Annotated in this window: 21 protein-coding genes and 2 pseudogenes; 17 read left to right on the forward strand and 6 right to left on the reverse strand. The window is 64.2% G+C overall.

Going from position 1 to position 26,308, the window contains the following annotated elements:
- The first annotated feature begins 8 nt into the window (after positions 1–8).
- From lpdA to NDI76_RS15735, 4 genes are all read left to right on the forward strand, one after another.
- Entirely contained in the window at positions 9–1,388 is a 1,380-nt protein-coding gene (gene lpdA / locus NDI76_RS15720; RefSeq protein ID WP_310925080.1) for a dihydrolipoyl dehydrogenase, read from the forward strand.
- 51 nt (positions 1,389–1,439) lie between these two features.
- On the forward strand, positions 1,440–2,846 hold the full coding sequence (locus NDI76_RS15725; protein WP_310925081.1) for a 2-oxo acid dehydrogenase subunit E2: 1,407 nt from the start codon (positions 1,440–1,442) through the stop codon (positions 2,844–2,846).
- A gap of 657 nt (positions 2,847–3,503) precedes the next feature.
- Positions 3,504–4,271 (forward strand): SDR family NAD(P)-dependent oxidoreductase, encoded by a 768-nt coding sequence (locus NDI76_RS15730; RefSeq protein WP_310925082.1) that lies wholly within the window; start codon positions 3,504–3,506, stop codon positions 4,269–4,271.
- Between the two features lie 42 nt (positions 4,272–4,313).
- Complete coding sequence (locus tag NDI76_RS15735) at positions 4,314–5,396, forward strand: phosphotransferase family protein (RefSeq protein ID WP_310925083.1); 1,083 nt, start codon at positions 4,314–4,316, stop codon at positions 5,394–5,396.
- A 102-nt stretch (positions 5,397–5,498) separates the two neighbouring features.
- On the opposite strand, the gene NDI76_RS15740 is transcribed toward NDI76_RS15735, so the two are convergent.
- Positions 5,499–6,716: an acyl-CoA dehydrogenase family protein gene (locus tag NDI76_RS15740; protein ID WP_310925084.1), complete on the reverse strand. Its 1,218-nt coding sequence runs from the start codon at positions 6,714–6,716 to the stop codon at positions 5,499–5,501.
- Positions 6,717–6,766: 50 nt separating this feature from the next.
- Positions 6,767–7,285 carry a winged helix-turn-helix domain-containing protein gene (locus NDI76_RS15745; protein WP_310925085.1) on the reverse strand — a complete coding sequence of 173 codons (519 nt, stop codon included), beginning with the start codon at positions 7,283–7,285 and terminating at the stop codon, positions 6,767–6,769.
- Between the two features lie 216 nt (positions 7,286–7,501).
- On the opposite strand from NDI76_RS15745, the pseudogene NDI76_RS15750 reads away from it, so the two are divergent.
- Both NDI76_RS15750 and NDI76_RS22830 read left to right on the forward strand, forming a co-directional pair.
- Positions 7,502–7,661 (forward strand): annotated as a pseudogene (locus NDI76_RS15750) (Fic family protein); the annotation flags it as partial.
- Positions 7,649–7,813 (forward strand): annotated as a pseudogene (locus NDI76_RS22830) (hypothetical protein); the annotation flags it as partial. The pseudogenes NDI76_RS15750 and NDI76_RS22830, both read left to right, overlap by 13 nt.
- A 300-nt stretch (positions 7,814–8,113) precedes the next feature.
- Here the strand turns inward: NDI76_RS22830 and NDI76_RS15755 are convergent.
- A complete protein-coding gene (locus tag NDI76_RS15755; RefSeq protein ID WP_310925086.1) occupies positions 8,114–9,610 on the reverse strand; it encodes an MATE family efflux transporter in 1,497 nt (498 codons plus the stop codon).
- A 1,259-nt stretch (positions 9,611–10,869) separates the two neighbouring features.
- Between NDI76_RS15755 and NDI76_RS15760 the strand changes: the two genes are divergently transcribed.
- Positions 10,870–11,514: a helix-turn-helix domain-containing protein gene (locus NDI76_RS15760; RefSeq protein ID WP_310925087.1), complete on the forward strand. Its 645-nt coding sequence runs from the start codon at positions 10,870–10,872 to the stop codon at positions 11,512–11,514.
- 545 nt (positions 11,515–12,059) lie between these two features.
- Here NDI76_RS15760 and NDI76_RS15765 read toward each other — a convergent pair.
- Together NDI76_RS15765 and NDI76_RS15770 are read right to left on the reverse strand one after the other, a co-directional pair.
- Positions 12,060–14,234 (reverse strand): heavy metal translocating P-type ATPase, encoded by a 2,175-nt coding sequence (locus NDI76_RS15765; RefSeq protein WP_310925088.1) that lies wholly within the window; start codon positions 14,232–14,234, stop codon positions 12,060–12,062.
- A 130-nt stretch (positions 14,235–14,364) separates the two neighbouring features.
- Complete coding sequence (locus NDI76_RS15770; RefSeq protein WP_310925089.1) at positions 14,365–14,793, reverse strand: universal stress protein; 429 nt, start codon at positions 14,791–14,793, stop codon at positions 14,365–14,367.
- A 90-nt stretch (positions 14,794–14,883) separates the two neighbouring features.
- Here NDI76_RS15770 and NDI76_RS15775 point away from each other — a divergent pair, with 90 nt between their 5' ends.
- The 9 genes from NDI76_RS15775 to NDI76_RS15815 all read left to right on the forward strand — a co-directional run bounded on the left by NDI76_RS15775 (position 14,884) and on the right by NDI76_RS15815 (position 25,380).
- Positions 14,884–15,255, forward strand: coding sequence for a hypothetical protein (locus tag NDI76_RS15775; protein WP_310925090.1), 372 nt, complete (start codon positions 14,884–14,886; stop codon positions 15,253–15,255).
- Between the two features lie 180 nt (positions 15,256–15,435).
- Positions 15,436–15,573, forward strand: coding sequence for a hypothetical protein (locus NDI76_RS15780; RefSeq protein ID WP_310925091.1), 138 nt, complete (start codon positions 15,436–15,438; stop codon positions 15,571–15,573).
- Positions 15,574–15,743: 170 nt separating this feature from the next.
- On the forward strand, positions 15,744–17,159 hold the full coding sequence (locus NDI76_RS15785) for a hypothetical protein (protein WP_310925092.1): 1,416 nt from the start codon (positions 15,744–15,746) through the stop codon (positions 17,157–17,159).
- 63 nt (positions 17,160–17,222) lie between these two features.
- On the forward strand, positions 17,223–18,458 hold the full coding sequence (locus NDI76_RS15790) for an outer membrane protein assembly factor BamB family protein (protein WP_310925094.1): 1,236 nt from the start codon (positions 17,223–17,225) through the stop codon (positions 18,456–18,458).
- Positions 18,459–18,531: 73 nt separating this feature from the next.
- Positions 18,532–19,584 (forward strand): DUF7350 domain-containing protein, encoded by a 1,053-nt coding sequence (locus NDI76_RS15795; protein ID WP_310925095.1) that lies wholly within the window; start codon positions 18,532–18,534, stop codon positions 19,582–19,584.
- 182 nt (positions 19,585–19,766) lie between these two features.
- Positions 19,767–22,628, forward strand: a complete 2,862-nt coding sequence (locus tag NDI76_RS15800; protein WP_310925096.1) for a bacterio-opsin activator domain-containing protein — start codon at positions 19,767–19,769, stop codon at positions 22,626–22,628.
- Positions 22,629–22,764: 136 nt separating this feature from the next.
- Positions 22,765–22,908, forward strand: coding sequence for a rubrerythrin-like domain-containing protein (locus NDI76_RS15805; protein WP_310925097.1), 144 nt, complete (start codon positions 22,765–22,767; stop codon positions 22,906–22,908).
- A gap of 2 nt (positions 22,909–22,910) precedes the next feature.
- Positions 22,911–24,212, forward strand: a complete 1,302-nt coding sequence (gene gdhB / locus NDI76_RS15810) for a glutamate dehydrogenase GdhB (RefSeq protein WP_310925098.1) — start codon at positions 22,911–22,913, stop codon at positions 24,210–24,212.
- A gap of 106 nt (positions 24,213–24,318) precedes the next feature.
- Positions 24,319–25,380, forward strand: coding sequence for a YihY/virulence factor BrkB family protein (locus NDI76_RS15815; RefSeq protein WP_310925099.1), 1,062 nt, complete (start codon positions 24,319–24,321; stop codon positions 25,378–25,380).
- A gap of 328 nt (positions 25,381–25,708) precedes the next feature.
- On the opposite strand, the gene NDI76_RS15820 is transcribed toward NDI76_RS15815, so the two are convergent.
- The gene (locus NDI76_RS15820; RefSeq protein ID WP_310925100.1) at positions 25,709–25,999 is read right to left on the reverse strand and encodes a hypothetical protein; all 291 of its coding nucleotides are present in this window, start codon (positions 25,997–25,999) and stop codon (positions 25,709–25,711) included.
- 148 nt (positions 26,000–26,147) lie between these two features.
- On the opposite strand from NDI76_RS15820, the gene NDI76_RS15825 reads away from it, so the two are divergent.
- Positions 26,148–26,285, forward strand: coding sequence for a hypothetical protein (locus tag NDI76_RS15825; protein WP_310925101.1), 138 nt, complete (start codon positions 26,148–26,150; stop codon positions 26,283–26,285).
- Positions 26,286–26,308 lie beyond the last annotated feature (23 nt).

Raw genomic sequence — 26,308 nt, forward strand, 5'->3', positions numbered from 1 at the left:
ACAGTCGCATGGAGACAGAGCTGTTAGTCGTCGGTGGCGGTCCCGCGGGGTACACCGCCGCCATACGCGGGGCACAGCGCGGGCTCGACGTCGCCCTCGTCGAGGACGGACTGATCGGCGGGACCTGCCTCAATCACGGCTGCATCCCGTCGAAGGCGCTTCTCTCGGGGACCGGGACCGTCCACGAGATGGAGACGGCCTCGGAGATGGGCATCTACGTCGAGCCCTACGTCGACCTCGGCGAGATGGTGGCGTGGAAGGACGGGGTCGTCGACCGACTCACGGACGGCGTCGCCGCGCTGTGCCGGCAGAACGGCGTCGAACTCGTCGACGGGTTCGCTCGCTTCGTCGACGAGCGCACGGTCGCCGTCGACGACGGGCGGGAGATCGAGTTCGAGAACGCGGTTCTCGCGACCGGGAGCCGACCGATCACGCTTCCGGGGTTCGGATTCGACGCCGACCCCATTTGGGACTCCCGGCGAGCGCTCGCCGCCGAACGGGCGCCGCCGCGACTGCTCGTCGTGGGTGCGGGCTACATCGGCATGGAGCTCTCGACGATATTCGCGAGACTGGGTTCGGACGTGACGGTCGTCGAGATGCTCGAGGAACCGCTTCCCCAGTATGAGTCGGACCTCACCGACCCGGTGCTCGAATCGGTGGCCGAACTCGGGGTAGACATCAACTTCGGGGAGGCGGCCACGAACTGGCACGAGGACGGTCGCGACGTCGTTGTGACGACGGAGACGGAGGACGGAGAAGAGTCGACGTACTCCGTCGACGAGGTTCTCGTCGCCGTCGGACGAGAGCCGGTGACGGCGGGATTGAATCTCGGGGCGGCCGCCGTGGAGACGGACGACCGGGGCTTCGTCGAAACCGACGAGCACGGACGCACGACCGCGGAGAACGTCTTCGCCGTCGGCGACGTCGCCGGCGAACCGATGCTCGCTCACGCCGGGATGCACGAGGGAATCGTCGCCGCGGAGACCGTCGCCGGCGAAGACCCCCCGGAGGCGCGTGCGGTCCCCGCCGTGGTCTTCACCGCCCCCGAAATCGCGACCGTCGGGCTGAATCCAGACGAGGCGAGGGCGGAGGGTATCGACCCGCTCGTCGGCGAGTTCCCGTTTTCGGCGAGCGGACGAGCGATGACGACGCGGGAGGCGACCGGGTTCGTCCGTCTCGTCGCCGCCGGGGACGGGCGGGTCGTGGGCGGACAGATCGTCGGCCCGGAGGCGTCCGAACTTATCGCGGAGATCGGACTTGCGGTACAGGAGGGCGTCACCCTCGAAGCGGTAGCCGAGACGATACACACGCATCCCACCCTCTCGGAGGCGACGATGGAAGCTGCCGAACACGCGCTGGGACGGGCGATTCACACGGCGAATCGGTAGCGAATCCGAGCGGACGTAGTTTTAAATAGGCCGCACTTCCCTTAGTAGACGATGGTAGACGTTATCAGGATTCCTAAGCTGGGGCTGAGCGACTACGGCGAACTCGTCTCGTGGGAGGTCGACATCGGCGACACAGTGTCGAAAGAACAGGTCGTCGCCGTCCTCGAATCAGAGAAGGCCAGCGCCGACATCGAATCGACGTCGGACGGCGTGCTGCTCGAGACGTACGTCGAGACGGGCGAGGAGGTCGCGATCGAGGTGGGAAAACCGCTCGCCGTCGTCGGCGAAGAAGGGGAATCCGTCCCGTCGCTGGACGAACTCGACGAGACGGCGGAGGAGGACGACGCGCAGTCGAAACCGGAATCGGAGACGGAAACGGCCGCGACGCAGTCCGACGACGGGCAAAGCGGCGCGTCGGCGTCGGACGTCAAAGCGACCCCGCGAGCGAAGCGGCGCGCGCGCGAGGTGGAGGTTGACCTCGCCGCCGTCGACGGAACCGGGCCACAGGGCGCCATCACCGAAGACGATATCGAACGGCACCGCTCCGAGAACGGTCAGGATAGCGGGTCGACGACCGAGAGAAGCGACGAGGAGGTCAAGGCCACGCCCCGTGCGAAGCGTCGGGCGACCGAGGACGGCGTGGAACTCGCGAACGTCAAGGGGAGCGGACCGGAAGGAGCCGTGACGGAAGACGACGTCGAAGCGTATCTCGAATCGGCCGCGGAAGGGGAGTCGGAAGCGGAACCGGCATCGGCATCTTCCGGCGATCTGACGGTCACCGAGTCGCACGAACTTTCGGGCATCCGGAAGACCATCGCCGACCGCCTGAGTCAGAGCGCGCGCGAGAAGCCGCACGTGATGGGCACCAGAGAGGTGAGCATCGAGCAACTCGAACGCGTCCGCGACCGTCTCCGAACGAACCACGACGTCGACGTCTCCCTGAACGACCTCCTGTTACACCTCGTCGGGAGGGTTCTCGACGACCTGCCCGAGTTCAACGCCCACTTCGAGGACGGGACCCACAAGTTCATCGACGAGATAAACGTCGGATACGCGGTCGACGGGTCCCGCGGACTGGTCGTGCCGGTGATTCCCGACGTGCTCGAACGGTCGCTGTCCGAGTTGTCGGAGATGCGGCGGTCGTTAGTTCAGCGGGTCATCGACGACGAGTTCGAACCGGCGGACCTCCAGGGCGGAACGTTCACCGTCACGAACGTGGGCGTCTTCGAGATGGACGTCTCGTACTCCATCATCAATCCGCCCGAGGTTGCCATCCTCGCCATCGGGCGCCGGAAGCACGCGCCGGTCGAACGAAACGGCGAGGTGGACTTCGAGAAGGTCATCACGTTTAGTCTGACTATCGACCACCGCGCTCTCGACGGCGCGGACTCGGGCGCGTTCCTCGACCAACTCGCCGAGTACGTCGAGCACCCCGGAGTGGTGCTGGACGCCGTGTGACCGCCCAGTAACGGTTCGATTTCTCATAGTCGCCGGTCGTACGTCTGCGAACCTACGGTTTCCGATGCCCGTTCGTTTCGGCGAATCGCATCACGGGAACGTTACAGTACTAACTATGTAAGGTATGCTCGCAGCTCATTGTTACCAACTCACGTGGAGATGGCATAAATTTACGGGTCGTAAATACAGAACGTGATATACAAACTAGATACCGGCGCAGAGGGATATATCCGACAGTTAGTTTGTATCCGTATGAGGCCGCCGATAGAGTCTCTCGGGCTCAGTTTGGCCCTACGCTCGGCTCAAGCGGTCGGATTCCCCGCGGTTCCGCTGACACGGAAGATAACGACGTGCGGAGCAAGCATCTCGTCTCCTCGGTCTGACGGAGAGATTCAAGGCGCAAGCCTCGCCGTTTACGGCGGGGTAAGCCGACCATTCGTGGATACCGAGCCGACGCGAGAGCGGACGGGAACGCGATGGTCGCTTGACCAACGAGGAATCGTCGAACCCGAGAGTTCACTCGGCGCGATAGCTGGCTGCATCGCGACCGAGGAATCCTCGCCGTTCACGGCGGGGAGGAAGTCAAAAGCGGGGATGGTGCGCGAGGCAATCTGGGGGCGGGTAAAACCTTATCTCGGGCGGCCGTGTAACGCCCCTATGGCACTGGATCGGTTCTCCTTGGAGGGGAGCGTCGCGGTCGTCACCGGCGGCAGTCGAGGTATCGGCGAGGAGACGGCCGTGGCCATGGCGGAGGCCGGCGCGGACGTCGTCCCCGTCGCCCGCTCGGAGGACGCCCTCCGAGAGACGACGGAACGAATCGAAGCGACCGGGAGCGAGACGCTGTTGTTCCCACAGGACGTGACCGACCGCGAGGGCATCGAGCGGCTGTTCGAGGAGGTCGAAGAGCGAATCGGTCCCGTCGACGTCCTCGTGAACAACGCCGGCGTGAACCCCTACTTCGGCAGTACGAACGAACTCGACCCCGAGACGTGGGAGCACATCTTCGCCGTCAACGTGCAGGGGGCGTTCACCTGCGCCCAGCAGTTCGGGCGGCGCATCGCGGAACGGGAGGGGACCGGGTCGCTCGTCAACGTCTCCAGCGTCGGCGGCGTCGTCGCGCTTCCGTACCAGACGCCGTACACGGCCTCGAAACACGCCATCGTCGGGCTGACGAAATCGTTAGCCGTCGAGTGGGCGCCCGACATCCGGGTCAACGCGCTGGCGCCGGGGTACGTGAAGACCGAGTTCACCGCGGGCGTCCGGGAGAACGAGAGCATCCGGGAGGACATCCTGGCGAACATCCCGCAGGACCGCTTTGCCGACCCCGAGGAGGTCGCCGCGAGCGCCGTCTACCTCGCGAGCGACGCCGCCTCCTACGTCACGGGGGAGGTCCACCTCGCGGACGGCGGCATGGCGGCACAGTAACGCGCGACCGAGACGGCGGAGCGACGGAGACACCATCAAACCATGTCAGAGGATCCACAGCCCGACACCTACTTCGAACGAATCGTCGACAGCGGTGCGCTCGCTGACTACCTGAAAGCACAGCTCGGACCGGCCGAACCGTACGATATCTCCCACCACGGGGAGGGCCACTCCAACGAGACGCTGTTCGTCACGTGGGGTGACACCGAACTCGTGATTCGGCGGCCGCCGCCGGGCGAAGTCGCCTCCAGCGCCCACGACGTCCTTCGCGAGTACTCCGTCGTCGACGCGCTTCAGGACACGGACGTCTGTGTCCCGCCGACTGTCGCCGCCTGCGAGGACCACTCGATTCTCGGGAGCGACTTCTACGTAATGGAGGCCGTCGACGGCGACGTGATCAGAACCGCCGTCCCCGACAGGTTCGAAACGTCGGAGCACAGGCGGCGACTCGGCACCGAACTCGTCGACACGCTCGTCGAGATTCACGATGTCGACTACGAGTCGGTCGGCCTCGGCGAGTTCGGCCGCCCGGCGGGGTTCACCGAGCGACAGGTCGAGCGGTGGCGGAAGCAGTTCGAGTGGGCCGCGGAGGTCACGTTCGAGGACAGACGCGTCCCCGGAATCGAAGACGTGGGCGAGTGGTTGGCGGAGAACGTCCCGGAGACGCACCCGCACACGCTCGTCCACGGCGATTACAAACTCGACAACGTGATGTTCGGCCCCGGAACGCCGCCCGAAATCGTCAGCGTCTTCGACTGGGAACTGAGCACGCTCGGTGACCCGCGGACGGACGTCGGTTGGATGCTCTCGTTTTGGTGGGACGAGACGGACCCCGACCCGCCGGGGTCGACGGGCGACCTCTACCCGACGTTCATGCGCCACCCCGACTACCCGACGCGGCGAGAACTGGTCGATAGATACGAACGCGCCGCCGGCATCGAGTTCGAGCACCAGCGATTTTACCGCGTCCTCGCGGTCTACAAGCTTGCGGGCCTCGGCGAGATGTTCTACCGGCGCTACCTCGAGGAGAACGCGAACGACCCGCTGTACCCGAAGATGGAAGACGGCGTCCCCGAACTCGCCGACCGAGCACGTCGAATAATCGACGGTAACGAACCGCTGTAGCCTCGAAACTCCGTTGCGAGTCGCTCTTTCCGGCCACGTGCCGTCGAGAGCGCGGTCCGATTCGACCTGACTCGACCCGGTTCGACTCGTCTCGCCGAGCCTTCACACACCGTAACGGACGACGTTTTCTAACTCCGACTCGTCGACGTCCTCGAACGCGGCGCGTGCGATGGAGCGTTTGTGCACCTCGTCGGCGCCGTCGACGATGCGGAACTGCCGGACGCTCTCGTAGAAGTCCGCCAGCGGCAGGTCCCGACCGATGCCGTTCGCTCCGCAGTACTGCAGCGCCGTGTCGATGGTCTCCTGCACGACGTTCGCGGTGAACACCTTACACATCGCCACCTCGATGCGGGCCTCCTCGCCGGCCGCGATGCGCCTCGCCGCCGTTCGGTTCAGCGACCGCGCGGCCTGCAACCGCATCTCCTGCTCTGCGATGTCGAACCGCGCGTGCTGTTTCTCGCTTAGTGTCTCTCCGAACGCCTCTCGCTCCGAGAGATACGCTTTCGCGACCGACAGCGAGCGCTGCGCCATGCCCGAAAAGCGGAGACAGTGCGTCAGGCGTGCGGGTCCGAGTCGCTCTTGGACGTGCTGAAATCCCTTCCCCTCCTCGCCGAGCAGGTTCTCCTCGGGAACGCGAACGCCGTCGTATTTGATTTCGGCGTGACCCTTCCCCTCGATGTCGCTCTCGACGTGCGGGATGTCGCGGACGACGTTCACCCCGTCCATCTCCTTCGGAACGATGAACACGGAACACCCGGCGTAGGGGTGGGCGTCCATGTCTGTACGGGCGAAGACGAGCAGCACGTCCGCCGCCGACCCCTGCGTCGTCCACCACTTGTGACCGTCGATGACCCACTCGTCGCCGTCCTTCTCGGCGGTCGTCCGAATCATCTTCGGGTCCGACCCGGCGCCCTGCATCGGTTCGGTCATCGAAAAGCCCGAGCTAATCTCTCCCGCGACCAGCGGACGGAGGTACTCCTCTTTCTGGGACTCGGTGCCCTGCATCTCGAGGAGGTGCATGTTCCCCTGGTCGGGCGCGGCCATGCGCATTGCCATCGGTCCGAGCAGACTCCGGCCCGCCTGCTCGAACGTCGGCAACACGTCCCGGAAGTCGTAGCCCATCCCGCCGTACTTCTCGCTGATCTGCGGCGCGTAGATGCCGGCGTCCCGCGCCGCGCGCCTGAGTTCGCGCACCGTCTCCGCGGAGACGCTCTCCCCGCCGCCGAGTTCGCGTTCGGCGGGGATGACGACTCCCTCCATCAGGTCGCGGGCGCGGTCGGCAAGCTCCTCGGCGGCATCCGAATCATCGAACGTGATCATCTCTCGGATCGAAATTCCCGGCGCACCCCCATAAAGCTGTAGTCGCCCGCTCAGTCCTTCAGGAGCGTCCGGAACACCTCCGGGTCCGCGCTGAACTTGAGGACGTTCGTGACGACGGTGTTCTTGAGGTCCAAGATGAGGTCGCCGTACGCCTTGTAGAACTCGTGAATCCACCGCGACTGCTGTTCGATGTCGCGGAAGATCATCACCGACTTCCACTGGTACTGCCCGTCGGCGAGGAAGAAAAACAGGGTGTGCTCATCCGACCGGATGAACTCCATGGCGGCGCGCCACTCGGCCGCGAAGTTCGGCGGGAAGAACTGGTACTCGAAGAGGCTGAAAAAGAGATACTCCTCGTTCGGGATGACCGTCTCGCGGAAGACGCCCTCCTCGCGCATCTGCCGGATCGACTCGCTCACGGTGACTCGCGAGACGTCGATGCCGTACTTCTCCTCCAAGAGGTCGCGGAGTTCCTGTGCCGAGAGCGTCGGGTCGTCCGCCAGTTCGCCGAGGATGTATCGATCCCGGTCTTTGAGATCCCAATCGGGGTACCGCGCGTTCTCGTTCATACCTCCTACTCAGAAGATTGGCGTGTTAGTCTTATCGGACGAACGACCCAGAGACACAGGTGAGCGAACTTCCGCCAGGATGTGACCAGATCCCGTTTAGATATGATGGGATATTGCGTTCCTGAGTATAGACTCTCGATAGTGAGAACAGATACGATAGGTACGTTTTCGAATGGGTCTAATATATCTTCATCCTTCTCGTTATGAGACTGAACTGAGTCTTCAGAAACGCTTCATCACAAAGCTGTGCACCTCATGCGCCTCTTGGTCGCCGACCACCCATTCGTCGACGGCAACAAACGAACTGCACTCGACACAGTCGCGACGTTCTACCGGGTACATGTTCGATTATGGCGATGAGGTTCGAGCACTGATTCCTCACGTTCTGCCAACGGCGAAGTCCGCAAACTCTACGAGCGGTATCACGCGGCAGAGACCGACGACGAACGCCGCGAGGCTGCACTTGAGATGGCGCTACTCGACAGACGCCGTCATGCGGATATCTATGCGGCCCTCGAAACCGAGTGAAGCACGTGTCGAATGTGTACCACTCCTGAACGGATGGGTTTCTTTGCCGCGTCCGTCTGATTCGGTCCGAGTTCTGTATCTCACCCCAGAGACTCGACTCTCGTTCTTCAGCACCTCTACTTTCTACTAGCAAGGTGGTAGATTTCTGCGGTCGTGCTGAATACAGAGCCGAATCGGTCACGGCCTCAGTCTCAGTATGAGAGAATCGAATCGCTCAGAACAGACGTGCGAGTGTCTCATTTCTACTGTCGGGAACGGTTCTATGGCGTCAACGCCTCGGCGTGTTTGAGACAAATGTGCTCACGTCGAGACCTCTTCGTCCGTATCAGTGGCTGAGCACTCTGTGGAATTGTCTGCAAGGACGTTTCCCATCCACCGACCACGGAAGAAGACAACCGCTCCTGTGATGGCCGCAGTGGCGTTGGAGAGCGCGATGGCGTACCACGCACCAGTGGCGCCGAACCTGAGGACGAACACCAGTACGAGTGCCGTCACCGCACGAACACCCCAGAGCGTCGTGACGCCGATGCTCATCGCCAGCCGAGTCGACCCGGCTCCGTAGAACGCTCCGTTCATCATGTGATACGACACCATGATGGCCCACGTGGGTGCGACGATTCGGAGGAAGGTTGCGCCGTGGCTGATTATCGAGGGTGCGTCTGGACCGCTGATGAACACCCCGATGATTGGTTGAGCGAACCAGACGGTGATGAAACCGACAATCAGGAAGGCTGTGGCGAGGATTGTGATAGCGCTATACACCGTTCGACGGGCCCGGTCGGGCTGACCACCGCCGAGGTTCTGACCGACGACCGTCTCGACGGACATCCCCATCGCTACCGTCGGCAGCCAGACCAGCGAGATGAATCGGTTGCCGATACCGTACGCAGCCACAGCGTCAGTACCCACCGTGGCAATCAGTGCCGTCATGACGATAGCTGCAATGGACTGGGTGCTCTGGTCGATGGCTCCGGGGCCCCCGATTCGGACGATTTGTGCAACCGTGTCCGCCTCTAACAGGAGGTCATCACGGCTGAGTTGCAGGCCGACTCGCGCACTGAACAGCAACCACAGACCAACGATAGCAGCAACAGCACGCGAGAGGACGGTCGCCAGTGCAGCACCTTTGACACCGAGTCCGGTGAACCCGGTAGCGGCGAGCAGCGACGCCTGAAGGTCGTTGAGTCCCACCCAGCCGAAGAGGGGGTTGTCGGCGAATCCGAGGACGAAGAACGGGTCGAGGACGATATTGAGGCCGACGCTGAGCGCCATCAAGTACATCGGCGTCTTCGTGTCTCCCCACCCGCGTAGGAGCGCCATGAAGACGAAAAATCCGAAGGTGAACGGCATTCCGGAAACGATAATCCGGGTGTACGTGACGGCGAGACCGTATACTGCCGTTCCCGGAGGAACGCCTATCAGCCGGAGGAGTTGTGGTGCGAACAGCACGCCGAGTGTCGCCACGCCGACGGAGAGCAACCCAACGAACGCAATTGTCTGACCGGCGATATGGTTGAGCCGACCATCGTTCCCTGCACCGACGTGCTGAGAGACGAGAATCGTTCCAGCGTTCGTCATCCCCCCACCGACGCTTATCAGCAGGAAGAGCAGCGGCCACGAGAAAGAGAGTGCACTCACTGCGTCAGCACCCAGCCGACCGACCCAGAACGCATCGGTGAGGTTGTACGCTACCTGAAGCAACTGGGTTGCAGTAAGGGGGCCTGCGAGTACAAGCAGTGGCCAGACAACCGACCCTTCGGTGAACCGCCCCGATTGGGTGGTCGACGGGTCGGTCATTCGCTGCCCTCGACGACTGGGGCACATCGAGCAGCTCGATTGGATGATGTTCGCACTCGGTCGAGGAGTGGCGATCCGGTAGATGGCACGTGTGGCGATTCAGTCATTTGGCGATATTCGTATCTTATCGAGATTCGTGGCTGTCGAGCGAGGCACTACTGTACGAGAAGAGTACGGGCCGTAAGCCGAGCGCCGCTGAGAAAGCGGCACGAGGATTACTCACTGGAACGGCGTCGCTCCCGAGTGAGGCGACCGGCGATGGGCCCGCGTGTGTCGGACCCAGCTACAGCGCGGCGCTCATGAGAACTATCGCAGTGAACGGAAGTATCGTACAAATAAGTTCGTCACTGAACCGGCCCGCACCTGTCTCGCATATCGAGATGATACATTCACAGGCGCTACTCAGTGGTTAGTTCAGCGGTCGGGACGAAAATAACGAGCCTTCGGTAGTAAATACATCCTCTGTACTCAGCACGCCGCTCCTGACAGCGTTCGGCGAGGTTGCTGCGAGCGTGCTGAATAGAGGGCGCGAATCGGTCACGGACTCGGCACCTGCTGTGAGAGAATTGCATCGCTCAGAACAGGCGAGCTACGAGTCGCTCGGTCTCGGTGTTCGTCAGTCAGCATAAGTGTCTTGAGGACGAGTAGACGTTTCCAGCCCGATTTCATTCCCTCGAACCCGGCAATCAGCAAACCAACTGAACTACGGACATGTGAAAGTCGCAGCGGGGAGGCGACTTTGGGTGGCCAATGTCAGACCAAGGGGGGAATTGGAGGCATAGACGGATGTCGCGTCCATCGGCGGGTGTCTCCAAGGTGAGTGATTCTTGGTGGACAGGTGGACAGTTGACCCGGCGTTCCGCCGATGGACAGTTCAACCTGAAGGTGTATCACACTGAGGCTCCGGGTTGTTCCTAAGCACCCTTCAAGTCAATAACGGCAAAATAAGCCGACTGTTTGCGTTCTTCGAGACTCCATATCAGGTGCAACATAGACTAAATGCGTCGGCGGAGAAGTAGAAGTTGGTCGGCTGAACGCCCCTTTGTGTGCGCCTCTCACGGGACCCAGATGTGGGTTGCTGGCAGTCCGTTCGTCGCGTAGACGAGTGGACGCATAATCGGCTTGTACGCGCCCACGAGGCTAGTACCCATGATTCTCGCTCAACCGCGGCTCCACGACTGCCTTCGCCGTCGACGACCGCTCGTCTCCCTCACTCCTCAAGCGAACGCCCGCTCAATAGATACCGAGGGTGAGAGCGAATGACGGCGTTTCTGGACTTTACCATCCAAAGTAACGAATTCACCCTCGGGGAAATCTTGGACGTAGAGGCGGCAACACAGGTCGAACTAACGCAGCTCGTCCCTGTCGGGGAATCCCTCGCTCCGTATTTCTGGGCCGATACGGACGACGACGATGCGGTCGCCTCGGAGGTCCTCGCGTCACCGCACGTCGAGACAGTGAGCAAACTGGACGGGGCGACCGGACGGAGTCTCTTCCACGTGCGATGGAAGACGCACGTCGACGAGTTGTTCGATACGCTCCAAGCCCACGACCTCGCAGTGCTTCGAGGGGTGGGTTCCGAGGGATGCTGGAAGTTCAGACTTGTTGCCGAGAATAGGGCGACGTTCAGCGAGTTCCAGTCCGCCTGTCAAGAGAAAGGTATTCGTCTGACCGTAAATCGGCTCTCGAACAGCGCCGCCGACAACAATCCCATATACGGAGTGACCGCCAAACAGCGAGAAGCACTCCTGCACGCGTACAAATCCGGGTACTATGACGTGAACAAGCCGGTACAATTAGGGAAATTGAGTAACGGATTAAACATCAGCCAACAAGCGTTCGGCTCCCGTTTGAAAAGAGGAACCGGCAACTTAATTCGGAACACGATTGTCGTCGATGGCTGATAATAACGTGCCCCTCAGTTACTAACGACAATCTAAGGGGTGAATATCGTCCGTGTGTCAGACGTGACTCTTTTACAGTACATCGCTCAGTTTGCACGCGCTATTGAACGGCTATTTCGAAATCAATGGCGTGAAACGAATCGCAGTGGCGTGCTGAACTCATCCTCTGAGTGTTGCACGCCGCTCTTGGCAGTGTTCGGTGAGGTTTCTGCAGTGGCCTCCGAGGAGGGTATAGAGTGGACCGGATCGAATCCAGATTGGCTCGACAGCGGGACGGAAATCCGGTGGCCGATGGCGGGTTCGGACCGAACTCGTGAGCAACTGCAGAGCTGCGGGTTCGAACTGCTGGGGGAATGGGATGTTCCGGACCCGACGACAACCGATGAAACGAAACCCTTCTTCCTCGCTCAACGTATCGAATAGTTCTCAAAACAACTAGCCTCCGGCTGCACACACCCTCTCTATTCAGCACGCGGCTTCTCTCAATCTCTGAAAATTTCAGCGGAGTCTCTCGTGCAGCAACGAACGCTTCGCCGCGCGAGTCCTTACTCCCGGAAGCCGAGCAGTCGAAGGCCGTTCAGAGACACGACGACAGTTGACCCTTCGTGTCCGACCACCGCGAGCGGCAGCGGGATGCCTCTGAGGAGAATCGCGCCGACCATGAGCGCAATCGCACCGAATGCGATGGCGAGGTTGACAGAGAGCGTCCGGCGAGTCCGTCGGCCGAGACGGAGCACGTACGGAATCTTACTCAGGTCGTCGCCCATGAGGACGACGTCGGCGGTTTCGAGCGCCACGTCGGTTCCAGCGCCGCCCATGGCGATACCGAGAGTCGCTGTGGCGAGCGCCGGCGCGTCGTTCACGCCGTCACCGACCATCGTCACGGTCTCGTGCTGCTCAACCAGGTCTTCGATGGTCGCGACTTTCTCCTCCGGCAGCAGTTCGGCGCGGTAGTCGTCGATACCGACTTCGTCGGCGATTCGCTTTGCCACGCGTTCGTTGTCGCCGGTCAGCATGACGATCTGTTCCACACCGAGTGCGCGCAGATCGGCCACCATCTCGGCCGCGCCGGGGCGAAGCGTGTCGGTGAACCCGAGCCAGCCCAGAACGCGAACCCCGTCGGCGGCCTCCCGTGCGACGAGAACGCTCGTCTTCCCCTCCGCCTCCAGCGACTCCAACCGCTTTCGTCCGCGTTCGTACCCCTCTATCGACGCGTTCTCGAGGACGGTCCCGAAGTAGCTCCGATTACCGATGTGGACCGTCGCGTCGCCGACCGTCGCTCGAACGCCTTTCCCGGCGACCGCCTGGAATCCGCGGGCGTCTGCGACGTCGAGCGTTCGCTCCGCTGCCGCGGAGACCGTCGCGCGGGCCAAGTGGTGCTCCGAACGGGCTTGGACGGCAGCGGCGAGTGCGAGCAGGTCGTTCTCGCTTAGTGACGCCGTCTCGGGGTCGCGGACTTCCACGTCGGTCAGTTGCGTATCTCCCTGCGTGAGCGTTCCCGTCTTGTCGAAGGCGACGGCGTCGATGTTCGCCGCCGCTTCGACGTGCTCGCCGCCCTTGAACAGGACGCCTTGGCGCCCGCCGGACGCGATCGCGGATAACACGGCCGCCGGTGTCGAGATAATGACCGCGCACGGAGAGGCGGCGACCATGAGCGTCATCGCCCGGTAGAACGTGCTCGAGAACTCGCCGCCGAGTGCGAGCGGAATCGCAATCGCCGCGACCGTGAGCCCGAACACGCCGAGGACGTACGGCTGTTCGAGACGGTCGATGAGACGCTGCGTCGGCGCCTTCTCGCTCTGGGCCTCTTCGACCATGGTGATGAGGCGGGTGATCGCCGATTCGTGGGCCTGCCGGGTGACTTCGATTTCCAGACTGCCGCTCTCGTTGATGGTGCCCCCGAACACCTCGTCTCCGGGCGCTTTCGAGACGGGGGCCGATTCGCCCGTCAGAGAGGACTGGTCGACCGTGCTCTCTCCGGCTTCCACGACACCGTCGAGCGGGATTCTGTCGCCCGGCCGGACGACGAACACGTCTCCGACGGCCACCTCGTCGATGGGCGTCGTCACTTCTTCTCCGTCGCGAAGGACCTGCGCCTCGTCGGGGCGCATCTCGACGAGCGACTTGATGGCGCGGCGGGAGCGACCGATCGCGTAGTGCTGTAGCGCGTTCGAGAGCGAGAATAAGAAGAGAAGCATCGCCCCCTCGAACGGTGCGCCGATGGAGAGTGCGCCGAGCGCGGCGACAATCATCAGGAGGTCGATGTCGACCCGCCGGTGACGCAGGGTCTCCATCGCGCCCTTGAGTCCGTACCATCCGCCGAAGACGTACGCGACGGCGTACCCGCCCCACGCGAGAAGTTGGGGTCCGTCCAGCCATCCCGTCGCGACGCCGGTCACCATCCCGAGAAGCGCTAGTCCGACGAACGCAGATTCCCTCCGCAGTTCCGCACGCGTACTGACGCCGTCCTCCGCTTCGGACTCGTCTCGAATCGAGACGCGGTGCCCGCGAATCAGTGCTTCGAGTTCGTCACTCGTGACGCTGCGGGAGTCGTACGTGATTCGGACATCGCCCGTCCGGAACGAGACGTCCGCCTCGTGAACGCCCGGCGTCTCTTTCAGCGCCCGTTCGAGCGACAGCGCTCCCGCTTCGCTTCGCCCGCCTCGTCGTTCGACCGAGAACGTGCACGTCGATTTCGGAGGGGCTGTGGATTGTGGCATGGAGTGGGGAACGCTGTATCCGTGCGATGGAGAACGTACACCTCCAACGGAATCGCTCTAAGAGTACCTGTCGGTACGTCTTATCCGCGGAGTATCATCCGCGACGGCGTCCGTACCGTCGACGACAGCATCATCGGATGACCGTCACCGGTCGTCGACCGCGTCGCATCACCGTCTCCGCGACGCTCCCAAATATCGCGCGGTCGAGTCCGCGCCGTCCGTGACTCCCGACGACGATCTGGTCGATGTCGTGTTCCTCCGCGTAGTCGAGAATCTCCCGTCCGGGTCGTCCGACGACCGTGGCGCTGTCGAGTTCGACACCGTACTCCGCCGCGATGGCTTCGGCGGCCTCGTGTATCGCGGCCGCCCGTTCCCGTGCGTCGTCGAACCACACTTCCGCTTCGGGGAGGCCGCCGGCCTCCGCAGCGATGACCGCATCGACCGGGTCGATCACGTGAATCGTCGTGACCGACGCGTCCGGAAAGGTTTCGACGGCGTACCGTACGGCGCGCTCGGCGAGCGGTGACCCGTCGGTCGCGACGAGGATTTTCCCGGACATATCCCCGTGTTCGACTCACGGAGAGATGAGTGTACCGGGAACCGGACCGAACGGAAAGATTTCTGAGCGGGCCGAGCGAGGCGCGAACGCATGTCCAGTGGCAGGTCCCTCCCCCTCGCCGTCGTGTTCGGACTCCTCGTCGGCGGCCTCGTGTATCGGTTCTTCCTCCCGGACTGGTATCCGGCGCTCGGCATCGCGGCAATTTACGCCGGCGCGGCGTACTTCTATCTCGCCTTCGACGTGTCGTTGCTCGGCGCGCAGATCGAGTTCACCGACCGCTCGGACAAGGCCGGCTACGCGGTCGGACTGTTCGGGTTGAGTGTGAGCCCCCTCGCGCTCGGCGAGTCCGTCGGGTTGCGGGATTCGGCCGTCGTCGGGGTCATCGTGTGGCTGCTAGGCGTTATCGCGTTCCTCCTCTTGGCGACGACGGCCGCCCACGAAGAAGGGTCCGAGGCCCCATAGAGAACCGCTCGACACGACGGCGGACGGCGTCTGCACCGTCCGTCGAAGCGATGGAACTGGCGACACGCCGACCGTATCCCCATTCGAGGCGTGCGCTGTTCGGTGGTTAAAAGTCCTAAATCCGGCGTTAAGCGGTGTCAAGGAGCACATAGTGTTATGCGTGGAGTATAATGATTGTACATGGTCACGAAAGCGAACGCCGAGCAGTACGGTGGAACGATTTCGGTGCGCGGGGTCGTCGTCTCGGTCGGCTACACGCTGTGGTTGCTCGTCACGTCGGCGCTGCAGAGCGTGCGGGAGCGACTCCGAAGCGAGTGAACTGACTGCCAACAGGGGCAGCAAGCGGAGACAAACTCCCGTTCTCGGAGCGAACGACGGGAACGGGTACCCGGCGGAGTTCGCGCGTGCGACCGTGTACGGCGGATAGAGCCGTCGAACGACGCGTTCGTTCCGCGTCTGTTTTGTGCGCCGAACCGATAGCACGAACGATGCGCGACCGAACGTTCCGTCGGGACGCGGCACGCCTCCTCGTCGCCGCCGCCGCACTCGCGGTCGCCGCCCGCCCGGTTGCGGCCCACCAGTTCGCGACGCGGTTCGACGCTCCCGTTCCGCTGACGCTCCTCTACGCGGGTGCGGGAGTCACCGTCGCCGCGACCGCCGTTCTCGTCGCGCGACTCGACTTGACGCCGGACCGGACCGCGACCCTCGGCGTCCTCCCCGCCCGTGCCCGCTATGCGCTCCGGACGCTCGGCCGCGTCGGCTTCCTCCTCGTCTTCCTCGCCGTGCTGGGACACGGCGTGTTCGGGCCGCGCGCTCCCGGCGAGAACGTCGCGACGCTTCTCACGTGGGCGGTCTGGCTGAAGGGCGTCGCCCTCGTGGCGATACTCGTCGGCAGTCCGTGGCGGACCCTCTCGCCGTGGCGGACGGCGTACGACGCCCTCTGCCGACTGGAGGGCGAGGCGATACGCGTCCGGCGGTACCCCGCTCGACTCGGAGACTGGCCCGCGCTGCTCGGGTTCGTGCTCCTCGTCGGCGTCATCGAGAACCTCACCCGGGTCCCGCAACTCCCCGACGTGACCGCCGTCGTCGTCGCATCCTACGGGCTCGTGATGCTCCTCGGTGCCCTCGTGTTCGGCGCCGAGTGGTTCGAGCGCGCCGACCCGCTGGACGTGTTCTATCGGCTCTTGGGGCGGGTCGCTCCCCTCCGGCTTCGCGAGACAGACGCCGGAGCGGCCGAACTCGTCGTCCGGTATCCGTGGCGGGGCTGTACCGACCCGCTCGAATCGCGGACGGCCGCGGCGTTCGTCGTCGCGATGGTCTACACGGTGACCTTCGACGGGTTCGCCGAGTCGCCGACGTACCGCGACCTCTACTTCGGCGCGCAGGAGGCGCTGGGCGTCGGCGGGACGGTGAGCATCCTCCTGTACGGTTTCGGACTGCTCGGGTTCGTGGGCTGTTTCGCGGGCGTCGCGGCGGTCGTCGGTCGACTGCTCCGAGCCGGCGTTACGCGCGCGGAAACGCGGTCGTCCCGGACCGGGTCCGACGGCGGGACCGTCCGCGCGACGTCGCTCGTGCTCGCCCCGACGCTTCTCCCCATCGCGGCGGGGTACGAGTTCGCGCACAACGTCAGCTACGTCCTGACGTACGCGGGGCGGCTTCCGCGCGTCGTCGGTCTCGAAGCGGTCGACCCGCTGTGGTGGCTCTCGCTGCCGCTGTTTTGGGGGCTGCAGGTGTGTCTCATCGTCGGCGGTCACGTCGTCGCCGTCGTCGCCGCCGATGCCGTCACCCGACGCCTCGCGCCGACGGAGCGGTGGGCGCTACTCGCGCACGCGCCGCTGGTCGCCCTGATGGTCGGCTACACCGTCCTCTCGCTGTGGGTCGTCTCGCTCCCCGTCGCGGGCTGACCCGCCCGCTTCCGAGCGCGACACCAGAGCACTCACGTCCGCCGGGATACGACTCTCGTTCGAATGAGAGCGCCGACGCTCCTGGCGGTGTCCGCTATCGTCCTCGTTCTCGGGACCGTCGTCGCCCTCGGATTCGCCGGCGGACTCGGGAGCGGCGGTCTGGAGGCGACGTGGACGAGCGACACCGGTCGGGACATCTCCTCGAACCACCACGCCGTCGCGGTCGGCGGGGAGCGGGTGTACGCACCCGTCAGCGGCGCGGACCGGACCGGGAACTGCGCGCTCGTCGCGATGAACGCGACAGACGGGTCGACCGCGTGGGCGTACACGCTCCCCGCGGCGAACTGCACCATCCACTCCGTCGCCGACCCGACGGTCGCGGACCTCGACGGCGACGGTCGCCTCGAAGTGCTGGCGGTCACGACCGAGCGGGAGGTGGCCGTCTTCGACGCGGAGTCGGGCGACCTCCGGACGCGACTGGGGCTCTCGAACTACGGCTACACGAAGCCGCTCGTCGCCGACCTCGCCCCCTCGCCCGGTCGCGAAATCGTCGCCGTCGACGTGAGCGGCACCGCGTTCGTCTTCGCGGCGGACGGCACGGAACTGTGGCGCGCGGACCTCGACGGCTACGTCTGGGCGCAGCCGGCGGTGGCCGACTTCGACGGCGACGGCGACCCCGAACTACTCGTCGGCGAGCGGACGGGCGAGGCGGTTCTCTTCGCCGGCGACGGCTCCGTCGAGTGGAACGAGACGGTGACGACGAACGGGTCGGTGACGTGGGGCGCGCACGGACAGGCCGACGACGACCCGGCCCTCGAAGCGGTGTTCACGACCGTCGGGGGCGACGCGGTCGCCGTCGACGGCGCGTCCGGCGAGGTCGAGTGGCGAACGAACGTCGGCGAGTTCGCCGCCGTGCACGAACTCGGCGACGGCGACGGAGACGGCGACATCGAAACGTACGTCACCACAAAGGACGGGACGGTCCGCGCGCTCGACGCCGCGACCGGCGCCGAGGAGTGGTCGACCGAAATCGTCGTCGACCAGGTCCAGATGATGCCCCCGCCGACGCTCGGTGACCTCGACGGCGACGGCGCCCCGGAACTCCTCGCGACCGGGAATGACGGCAGCGTGACCGTACTGGACCCCGCGAACGGCGACGTGCTGTCGACGGACGGCCGCGACGTTCCGATATTCACGCACGCGACGCTCGCGGACGTCGACGACGACGGCGCACAGGAGGCGTTCGTCATCTACGCCGACGGGCGCGTCGTGAGATGGGAGTACGAAGGCGGCTCGTGAGCGAGGTTCGACTCCGCCGTCGTTCCGGCGAGCGCACCAGAACCGGTTTGAGGACGCGGAACCGAACGCGGGCATGAGACGACGGCAGTTGCTTCTCGGGGGTGGCACGGTCGCGCTCGGGTCGGTGGCCGGATGCGTGGGGGGTGTCTCAAACCTGTTCGAGACGTCGCCGGGCAATACGCCACCGCTCGTCGAGGACCGCCCGAACGCGGTGTACGTTCCGACCCACGCCGAGGGGATGAACATGGTCGGAGTGGGAACGCTCGGCGGCGTGAAGGTCGGAGTGATGTACTCGTACCCGCACCGGTTCTGGACGGTCGAACGGGGAGAGGGCGGATACGTCGCAACGCAGGTCGAGATTCGACCGGAGGATTCGGTGCATCTGATGGCGGTTCCGTGGGACGAGGAGACCGGAACGGTGCTTCCGAACGCCGGACTCTCCGTCGAGATCACGCGCGACGGCGAGTTGGTGAGCGAAGAGGTCATCTATCCGATGCTCTCCCAGCGGATGGGGTTCCACTACGGCGCGAACTTTTCGCTCGACGGCGACGGAACGTACGACGTCGGGGTCGGCGTCGGCGGGGTCGGGATTTCGCGATACGGTTCGTTCGAGGGAAAGTTCGGGTCGGCCGCCGAGGCCGACATCGGGTTCGAGTTCTCCGAGCGCGACTTGAACGATATCTCGTACCGACTGCTGCGCGACAGACAGGGACGGCGCGGCGCGGTGAGACCGATGGCGATGGAGATGCTGCCGACGGGAGGCGCCCCCGACTCGCTGCCGGGCACGTCGCTCGGGCGAGGAACCAGCGGGGACGCCGTGTTCCTCGGCAGCCTCGTCGAAGCCGAGCGGTTCGGTTCCAGTTCGTATCTCGCTCTCAGTGCCCGGACGCCGCACAACGAACTCGTCATCCCCGGCATGGCGCTGTCGGCGTCCGTCGACGGCTCCGACCCCGTCGAACTCGCCCCAGCGCTCGACCCCGAACTCGACTTCCACTACGGCGCACCCGTCGACGGCCTCTCGGCCGAGAGCTCGGTGGAGGTCACCGTCGACGTTCCGCCGCAAGTCGCCCGCCACGAGGGATACGAAACGGCGTTCTTGGAGATGCCCGCGTTCGAACTGGAATAGAGAAGCGAGCAACTTCATTCGTGGATATCTGACCGCTGCTGGCGAAGGTCAGGTTGCAAACAGCTTTGAGATGCGGGGGTCGTGTTGATACCAGTGATACGCGTGGCTCTCGATTCGGCGCCGCACTCGAGTGGGATCCGAACGCACACGACGGCGAGTCCCCGCCGGTTCTCGAGACTCGAATGACGTCGTCTTCGGCTTCCATCCTCGATACGTCGTCCGTGGTGCTTGTCGGAACGAGCGACTGGCTCGGCCAGTTCGCGACGCTGCTCGAAACGCGGACGACGGCGACCGTTCAGCGAGTCGAAACCAAGGCCGACGCGCTGGCTGCCTTCCGGAATCGAACGACGGACTGTCTCGTCACCGAGTACGCGCTCGGCGAAACGACCGGGCTCGAACTGCTCAGAGAGATTCGCACCGAGACCACCGTGTTCCCGGTGATCGTCGGCGCCGCGTCCGGGAGCGAAGCCATCGCCAGCGAGGCGATCGGTGCCGGGGTGACCGACTACGTCGCGCTGACGGACTCGTCCGAGCGGATGGCGGCGGAGCTTCTTGACCGGACGGAGCGCGCGATCCGCACCACACAGCGCTCGATCACGCGAAGCGACCGCGCCAGGCAGTTCGACGCGATTTTCAACGACTCGCAGACGGCGACCTGGGTCCTCGACCCGGACGGCTCGCTCGCCCGGGTGAACCAGACGGCGCGAGAGATGATCGACGAGGACGTCGAAGCCGTCGTCGGCGAACCGTTCTGGACGCTCCCCTGGTGGTCGCAGACCGACACGACCGAGGCGGAGGTCCACCGGATTATCGACGACGCATTCGACGGGGCGTTCGGTAACGTCGTCGTCTCGCAGTCGTCGCGTCTCGACGACCCGCGCGTCATCGATCTCTCCGTGCGTCCGGTCGAGAACGAACGCGGCGACCTCGTTTCTATCGTCGTCGAGGGTGTGGATATCACCGAACGCGTCACTCTCGAACAGGATCTCCGTCGATCCGAGGAACTCCACCGCGTGACGCTCAACAACATGACGGACACCGTCCTCATCACGGACGAGACCGGGGAGTACACGTACGTCTGCCCCAACGTCCACTTCATCTTCGGCTACACGGCCGCGGAGATCCGCGAACTGGGAACGATCGACGAACTCCTCGGTGAGGACCTCTTCGACCGGGAAGACCTCGCAGCGGAGGGCGTCCTCAAGAACATCGAGACGACCGCGACCGACAAAGCCGGGCGCGAGCACACGCTGTTGGTCAACGTCCGCGAAGTCTCGATTCAGGACGGAACGCTCCTCTTCAGCTGTCGGGAGATCACGAAACGCAAGCAGCGCGAGGAGGCGCTGGCGACGCTCCAAGAGACCGCTCGGGATTTCCTGTACGCCGAAACCCACCGCGAGATCGCTCACCACATCGTCGACGACGCCTCCGGCGTTCTCAACCTCGATGCCAGCGCGGTGTATCTCTTCGACGCCGACGCCAACGACCTCGAACCGGTCGCGTACTCCGAGACGATGCGGGAGCTGAACGGTCCGCTTCCGACCGTCCACGCCGACGGCGCGACCCTTCCGAGCTACAGCTTCGTCGAGGACGAAGCCCTCTTTTTCGACGACGTTCACGACGCGGAGCGACTCGAGAACCCGGCGACCGACCTCCGGAGCGTGACGTACATTCCGCTCGGCAACCACGGCGTGTTCGTCGCGGGATCGAGCGAAGTCGGCGTCTTCGACGACGTGACCCGAGAGTTAGCCGACCTGCTCGCGGCGACCGCCGAGGCGGCGCTCGACCGCGTCTCTCGCGAATCGCGACTCCGAGAGCAAGACCGCACGCTGCACGCTCAAAACGAGCAACTGACCGCCCTGAACCGAACCAACGAGACGATTCGGGAGATCGACCAAGCCATCGTCCAAGCGGAGACGCGCGAGGAGATCGACCACACGGTCTGTGAACTGTTGACGGCCGACGACCGGTTCCGATTCGCCTGGATCGGAACGATCGACTCGACGACGGGGACCGTCGAGCCGCGGGCCTGGGCGGGCGCCGATCAGGGATATCTGGACAGCCGTTCGTTCACCATCGCCGCCTCGGGGACCGACCCGGCCGGACGGACCGCGGCGACCGGCGAGGTGACGATGGTCTCGAACGTCGCCGCGGGCCTTCGCGAGGAAGCGTGGCGAAAGGACGCGCTGGCCCGCGATTACCTCTCCGTGCTGAGCATCCCCCTCGTGTACAACGACCTCACGCACGGACTGCTCACGGTCTACGCGCCGACCCGGGACGCCTTCGACGACACGGCGAAGGCCGTCTTAGCCGAACTCGGCGAGACCATCGCGTCGGCGCTCAGCGCGATCGAACGGAAGAACGCACTGCTCACCACGTCGATGACTCGCGTCGAGTTCGCGGTCGACGACTCGGCGTTCGTCCTCTCGCGACTCGCGAAGGACGCGGCGTGCACGCTCTCGTATCAAGGCGGCGTGCAGCAGTCCACCGAGGGCAGCTACGTGTTCGTCACGGTCGAAGACGCGTCGTTGGAAGACGTCGCCGACGCCGCATCGCAACTGGTCGCGATCGACGACGTCCAGCGGATCAGCACCGACCGCGACGGCGGGGTCCTCCGAGTGCGCCTCACGCAGCCGTTTCTCGCCTTGGAGTTGGCCGACCACGGCGCCGTGTTCCGCGAGGCGACCGCCGATCCCACCACCACGACGCTCGTCATCGATATTCCGAACAGCAGCGACGTCAGAACGATCACCCAACTCGTCCGCGAGACGTTCTCCGGCGTCGAGCTCCGATCGAAGCGGACGCTCGATCAATCGGTCGAACACGACCTGTACTCGACGTTCCTCGAGAAGCTGACCGACCGGCAGCTCGAAGTGATCCAGACGGCCTACTACAGCGGGTTCTTCGAGTCGCCGCGCGAGAACACCGGCGAGGACATCGCGACGACGCTCGGAATCTCCCCGCCCGCCTTCTACAAACACGTCCGGACCGTGCAGCGAAAACTGTTCGAGACGCTCTTCGAGGAGCACAAGCTCTCCGGCTGAGAATCGGCCGGATGGTTTGATAGTTAACCCCTACTCTTGGAAGTGGTTTGATAGTCAACCGCCGAATATTCCCTAATACACCTATTACGTTCTTTTCGAGTGCCCGGGTCGTTCCGCTGGCGCTCGTGAACTCACTATGAAAGATGTCGAATCCGAACCCGGTGCGGAAACCCCGTACGAGTGCTTCGAGTGCGGTAACATCGTTATCGAAGAGCACAGCCCCGGCCAGTGCCCCGACTGCGGGGGGCAGATGCGGAATCGCCGAATACCGCTCGAGTAATCATGGCCTCCCAACCAGATACCACCCGCGGTGAGTCGGACGAGACGGCGACGGTGTCGGCCGAACCGGAGTCGGCGCTCGAGACGGCTCGTCGACAGCTGTATCACGCCGCCGACCACCTCGATATCGACCCGAGCATCGTCGAACGGCTCAAGCATCCGAAGAAGGTCCACGAGGTGACGGTCCCGATCAAACGAGACGACGGAACGGTCGAGGTGTTCAGCGGTTACCGGGCCCAACACGACAGCGTCAGAGGTCCGTTCAAGGGCGGGCTTCGGTACCACCCCGACGTGACCAGAGACGAGTGCGTCGGACTCGGCATGTGGATGACGTGGAAGTGCGCCGTCATGAACATCCCGTTCGGGGGTGCGAAGGGTGGCATCGCCATCGACCCGAAGGATCTGAGCCCGGCGGAAAAAGAGCGGCTCACCCGGCGGTTCGCACAGGAGATTCGCGACGTCATCGGCCCCAATCAGGACATTCCGGCGCCCGACATGGGGACGGATCCCCAGACGATGGCGTGGTTGATGGACGCCTACTCGATGCAGGAGGGCGAGACGATACCGGGCGTCGTCACCGGCAAGCCCCCGGTGATCGGCGGCAGCGAAGGCCGCGAAGAAGCGCCCGGGCGGAGCGTCGCGATTATCACGCAGTTGGTGTGTGAACACTACGACCGCCCGCTCGCGGACACGACGGTCGCAATCCAAGGCTACGGAAGCGTCGGCGCGAACGCGGCCCGTCTCCTCGACGAGTGGGGCGCGACCGTCGTCGCCGTCAGCGACGTGAACGGCGCCATGTACGACCCGGCGGGCATCGACACGGCTGCGGTCCCGTCGCACGACGAAGAACCGGAGGCGGTCACGACGTACGCGGACGAGGTCATCTCGAACGACGAACTGCTCACACTCGACGTCGACGTCCTCATCCCCGCGGCACTCGGGAACGTGATCACCGCCGAGAACGCGGCGGCGATCGCCGCGGATTTCGTCGTCGAAGGCGCGAACGGCCCGACGACCTCGACCGCCGATTCGATTCTCGCGGAGAGGGATATCGCCGTGATTCCCGATATCCTCGCGAACGCCGGCGGCGTCACGGTGAGTTACTTCGAGTGGCTGCAGGACATCAATCGACGGGCGTGGTCGCTCGACCGGGTGAACGACGAACTCGAAGCGGAGATGCAGGCCGCCTGGGACGCGGTTCGATCGGAGTTCGAGCGGCGCGACGTCACCTGGCGTGACGCGGCCTACATCGTGGCGCTGTCCCGCATCGCCGAGGCGCACGAGGCGCGCGGGCTCTGGCCGTGAGTTGAGTCGCGGCCTCTTCTGCCCCGCGAGACGGTTCTATCGACTCCTACTCGGTCGTGGCACTATCGGCCCCCTGAGTTACGTTCCTCGGTGGAGAATTGCAAACATGCAGCTTCAATCGCTGGGTTCCGGTGCGAAAGCGACGAAGGAGATCTTCAGCGAGAAGAACGTCACCTTCCTCGCGGGGAGCATCGCCTACAGCGCGTTCGTCTCGCTTGTTCCGCTGGTGATGTTCTTCCTGCTGGCGGTTTCTCTCTTCGGGGTTCCCGACCTACAGGAGCGAATTATCACGCTCGCCACGGACAACGTCTCTCCGTCGGTCGGCGGCGTCATCGAGGTGATGATCAGCCAACAGAGCAGCGCCGGGACCGGGTCGGCGGTCGGTGCGTCGATCATCGGAGTGCTCACGCTCGTTTGGGGGGCGATCAAGGTGTTCCGCGGACTCGACACCGCCTTCTCGGAGATCTACGAGACGACGACTCGGGAATCGTTCGTGGGCCAGATCAAAAAGAGCGTCCTCGTGCTTCTCACCCTGACGCTGGGCGTCGTCGCGATGGTCGGCGCCACCAGCGTCGTCGCGTTCTTCTCGTTCGTCCCGTTCATCGAACTCGCGGTACCGCTGCTGCTCGTCGTCGGTCTCATCGCGGCGTTCTTTCCGATGTACTACTTGTTCCCCGATATCGACGTCGAACCGCGAGCGGTCCTTCCGGGAACGATCGTCGGAGCGGTGGGATGGGCCGTTCTGCAGGTGCTGTTTCAGTTGTACGTCTCCGTGAGCGGCGGCGGTGGAAACCTCATCGCGAGCATTCTGCTGTTGGTCACGTGGCTGTACTTCAGCGGCGTCGTCCTGTTGTTGGGTGCGGTCGTCAACGCGGTCGCTATCGGCCGCGCCGACGAGATTATCGGGACCGAGAGCGGGTCCTCGACGATGGATACCGAGATGGACCGCGACGAGACCGCGGCGTATCTCCGCCAGCTCCGAGAGGACCTCACCGGTCGGTTCGAAGGGTTGCGGTCCACGAGAACCGACTCCGCTCCGAAACGCGACCCCCCTCGCGAGACGGTCTCCGTTACCGAAGCCGTTCGAGAAGACGCGGAAGCGAGAACGCACGAAGTGCGGTTACGCTGGCAGTCCCACGGCGACGGCGACAGCGAGGGTGGAGACTGACCCGTCACTAACGTCTCCACGACGCTACGCAACCAATGGACGCCGCACAGAGAGGTCGCTGAGAGATCGGTGCGTTTCTCTTGTTGACGTTCGGTTGGTCGTGGAGACTCTGAGGGGCCCAAAGGCTCTCGCAGTCGAAGGGTTCCTCGAGGGCGTCACCCGCCGGCCGGCCGGTGCGGCGCTGATGATCGTCCTCGGTGCAGTGCTCGTCGCCCGGCCGTGACCATCGAATTCGAGCCTCCGTCTCGGCTCGCTGTGGCAGGCGCTGCTCGCCCGTCAGTACCACACCACGCAGCGAGTCGCCGAGAACGAACCGGTCTGTAGTCCCTCAGGCGCCGAGCCAGTTGTTGTCGCTGATCTCGTAGTCGTTTTCCTGGCAATACTTCCGCGCCCGCTGCCGGACCGCTCGCGACCCCGGTCGCTTTTGATTCGTCTGAATCTGCTCGATAATCCACTCGGTTACGACGGCAACCCCTTCGTCGTCGTCGTCCGGGGTGACGTCCTCCAAGGCATCGAACGTCTTCTCGTACACCTCATGCTGCTGAGCGCGGTCGTCGTCGGGGACCTTCGCCGTGGCTTCGGCCTCTCTAATGCGGTCGAGCGCAGCCTCGATTGACATACTGTCCTGTCGCGACCATCCGGTAGTAAACCACCGGTTCCCAGAACACCTCGACCGTGCCCGCGAGCAGGTCGTCACGAAGCGGGTCGACCGCCCCGGGTTCCGCCGCGACCGCGTCGGCGACCTAAACGGAGCGCAAGAATGAGATATGCCACGCATCAACTTCGAGGTAGACGAAGAACGGTACGAGTCGCTAAAAGCGACGAAGAAGCGTCACGGACTGACGTGGAAAGGGATGCTACTCCACGCGCAACGGGAGTTGGATTCCGGCTCGGCCACCGGGTAGCGGTCGGTCAGCACCGTGTCGCA

Origin of the sequence: Halogeometricum sp. S1BR25-6 (genome assembly GCF_031624495.1) — an archaeon.
Taxonomy (GTDB): domain Archaea; phylum Halobacteriota; class Halobacteria; order Halobacteriales; family Haloferacaceae; genus Halogeometricum; species Halogeometricum salsisoli.

Coding starts and splice junctions, on each gene's coding strand:
- lpdA (WP_310925080.1), top strand. CDS start 9: ATGGAGACAGAGCTGTTAGTCGTCGGTGGCGGTCCCGCGGGGTACACC.
- NDI76_RS15725 (WP_310925081.1), top strand. CDS start 1,440: ATGGTAGACGTTATCAGGATTCCTAAGCTGGGGCTGAGCGACTACGGC.
- NDI76_RS15730 (WP_310925082.1), top strand. CDS start 3,504: ATGGCACTGGATCGGTTCTCCTTGGAGGGGAGCGTCGCGGTCGTCACC.
- NDI76_RS15735 (WP_310925083.1), top strand. CDS start 4,314: ATGTCAGAGGATCCACAGCCCGACACCTACTTCGAACGAATCGTCGAC.
- NDI76_RS15740 (WP_310925084.1), bottom strand. CDS start 6,716: ATGATCACGTTCGATGATTCGGATGCCGCCGAGGAGCTTGCCGACCGC.
- NDI76_RS15745 (WP_310925085.1), bottom strand. CDS start 7,285: ATGAACGAGAACGCGCGGTACCCCGATTGGGATCTCAAAGACCGGGAT.
- NDI76_RS15755 (WP_310925086.1), bottom strand. CDS start 9,610: ATGACCGACCCGTCGACCACCCAATCGGGGCGGTTCACCGAAGGGTCG.
- NDI76_RS15760 (WP_310925087.1), top strand. CDS start 10,870: ATGACGGCGTTTCTGGACTTTACCATCCAAAGTAACGAATTCACCCTC.
- NDI76_RS15765 (WP_310925088.1), bottom strand. CDS start 14,234: ATGCCACAATCCACAGCCCCTCCGAAATCGACGTGCACGTTCTCGGTC.
- NDI76_RS15770 (WP_310925089.1), bottom strand. CDS start 14,793: ATGTCCGGGAAAATCCTCGTCGCGACCGACGGGTCACCGCTCGCCGAG.
- NDI76_RS15775 (WP_310925090.1), top strand. CDS start 14,884: ATGTCCAGTGGCAGGTCCCTCCCCCTCGCCGTCGTGTTCGGACTCCTC.
- NDI76_RS15780 (WP_310925091.1), top strand. CDS start 15,436: ATGGTCACGAAAGCGAACGCCGAGCAGTACGGTGGAACGATTTCGGTG.
- NDI76_RS15785 (WP_310925092.1), top strand. CDS start 15,744: ATGCGCGACCGAACGTTCCGTCGGGACGCGGCACGCCTCCTCGTCGCC.
- NDI76_RS15790 (WP_310925094.1), top strand. CDS start 17,223: ATGAGAGCGCCGACGCTCCTGGCGGTGTCCGCTATCGTCCTCGTTCTC.
- NDI76_RS15795 (WP_310925095.1), top strand. CDS start 18,532: ATGAGACGACGGCAGTTGCTTCTCGGGGGTGGCACGGTCGCGCTCGGG.
- NDI76_RS15800 (WP_310925096.1), top strand. CDS start 19,767: ATGACGTCGTCTTCGGCTTCCATCCTCGATACGTCGTCCGTGGTGCTT.
- NDI76_RS15805 (WP_310925097.1), top strand. CDS start 22,765: ATGAAAGATGTCGAATCCGAACCCGGTGCGGAAACCCCGTACGAGTGC.
- gdhB (WP_310925098.1), top strand. CDS start 22,911: ATGGCCTCCCAACCAGATACCACCCGCGGTGAGTCGGACGAGACGGCG.
- NDI76_RS15815 (WP_310925099.1), top strand. CDS start 24,319: ATGCAGCTTCAATCGCTGGGTTCCGGTGCGAAAGCGACGAAGGAGATC.
- NDI76_RS15820 (WP_310925100.1), bottom strand. CDS start 25,999: ATGTCAATCGAGGCTGCGCTCGACCGCATTAGAGAGGCCGAAGCCACG.
- NDI76_RS15825 (WP_310925101.1), top strand. CDS start 26,148: ATGCCACGCATCAACTTCGAGGTAGACGAAGAACGGTACGAGTCGCTA.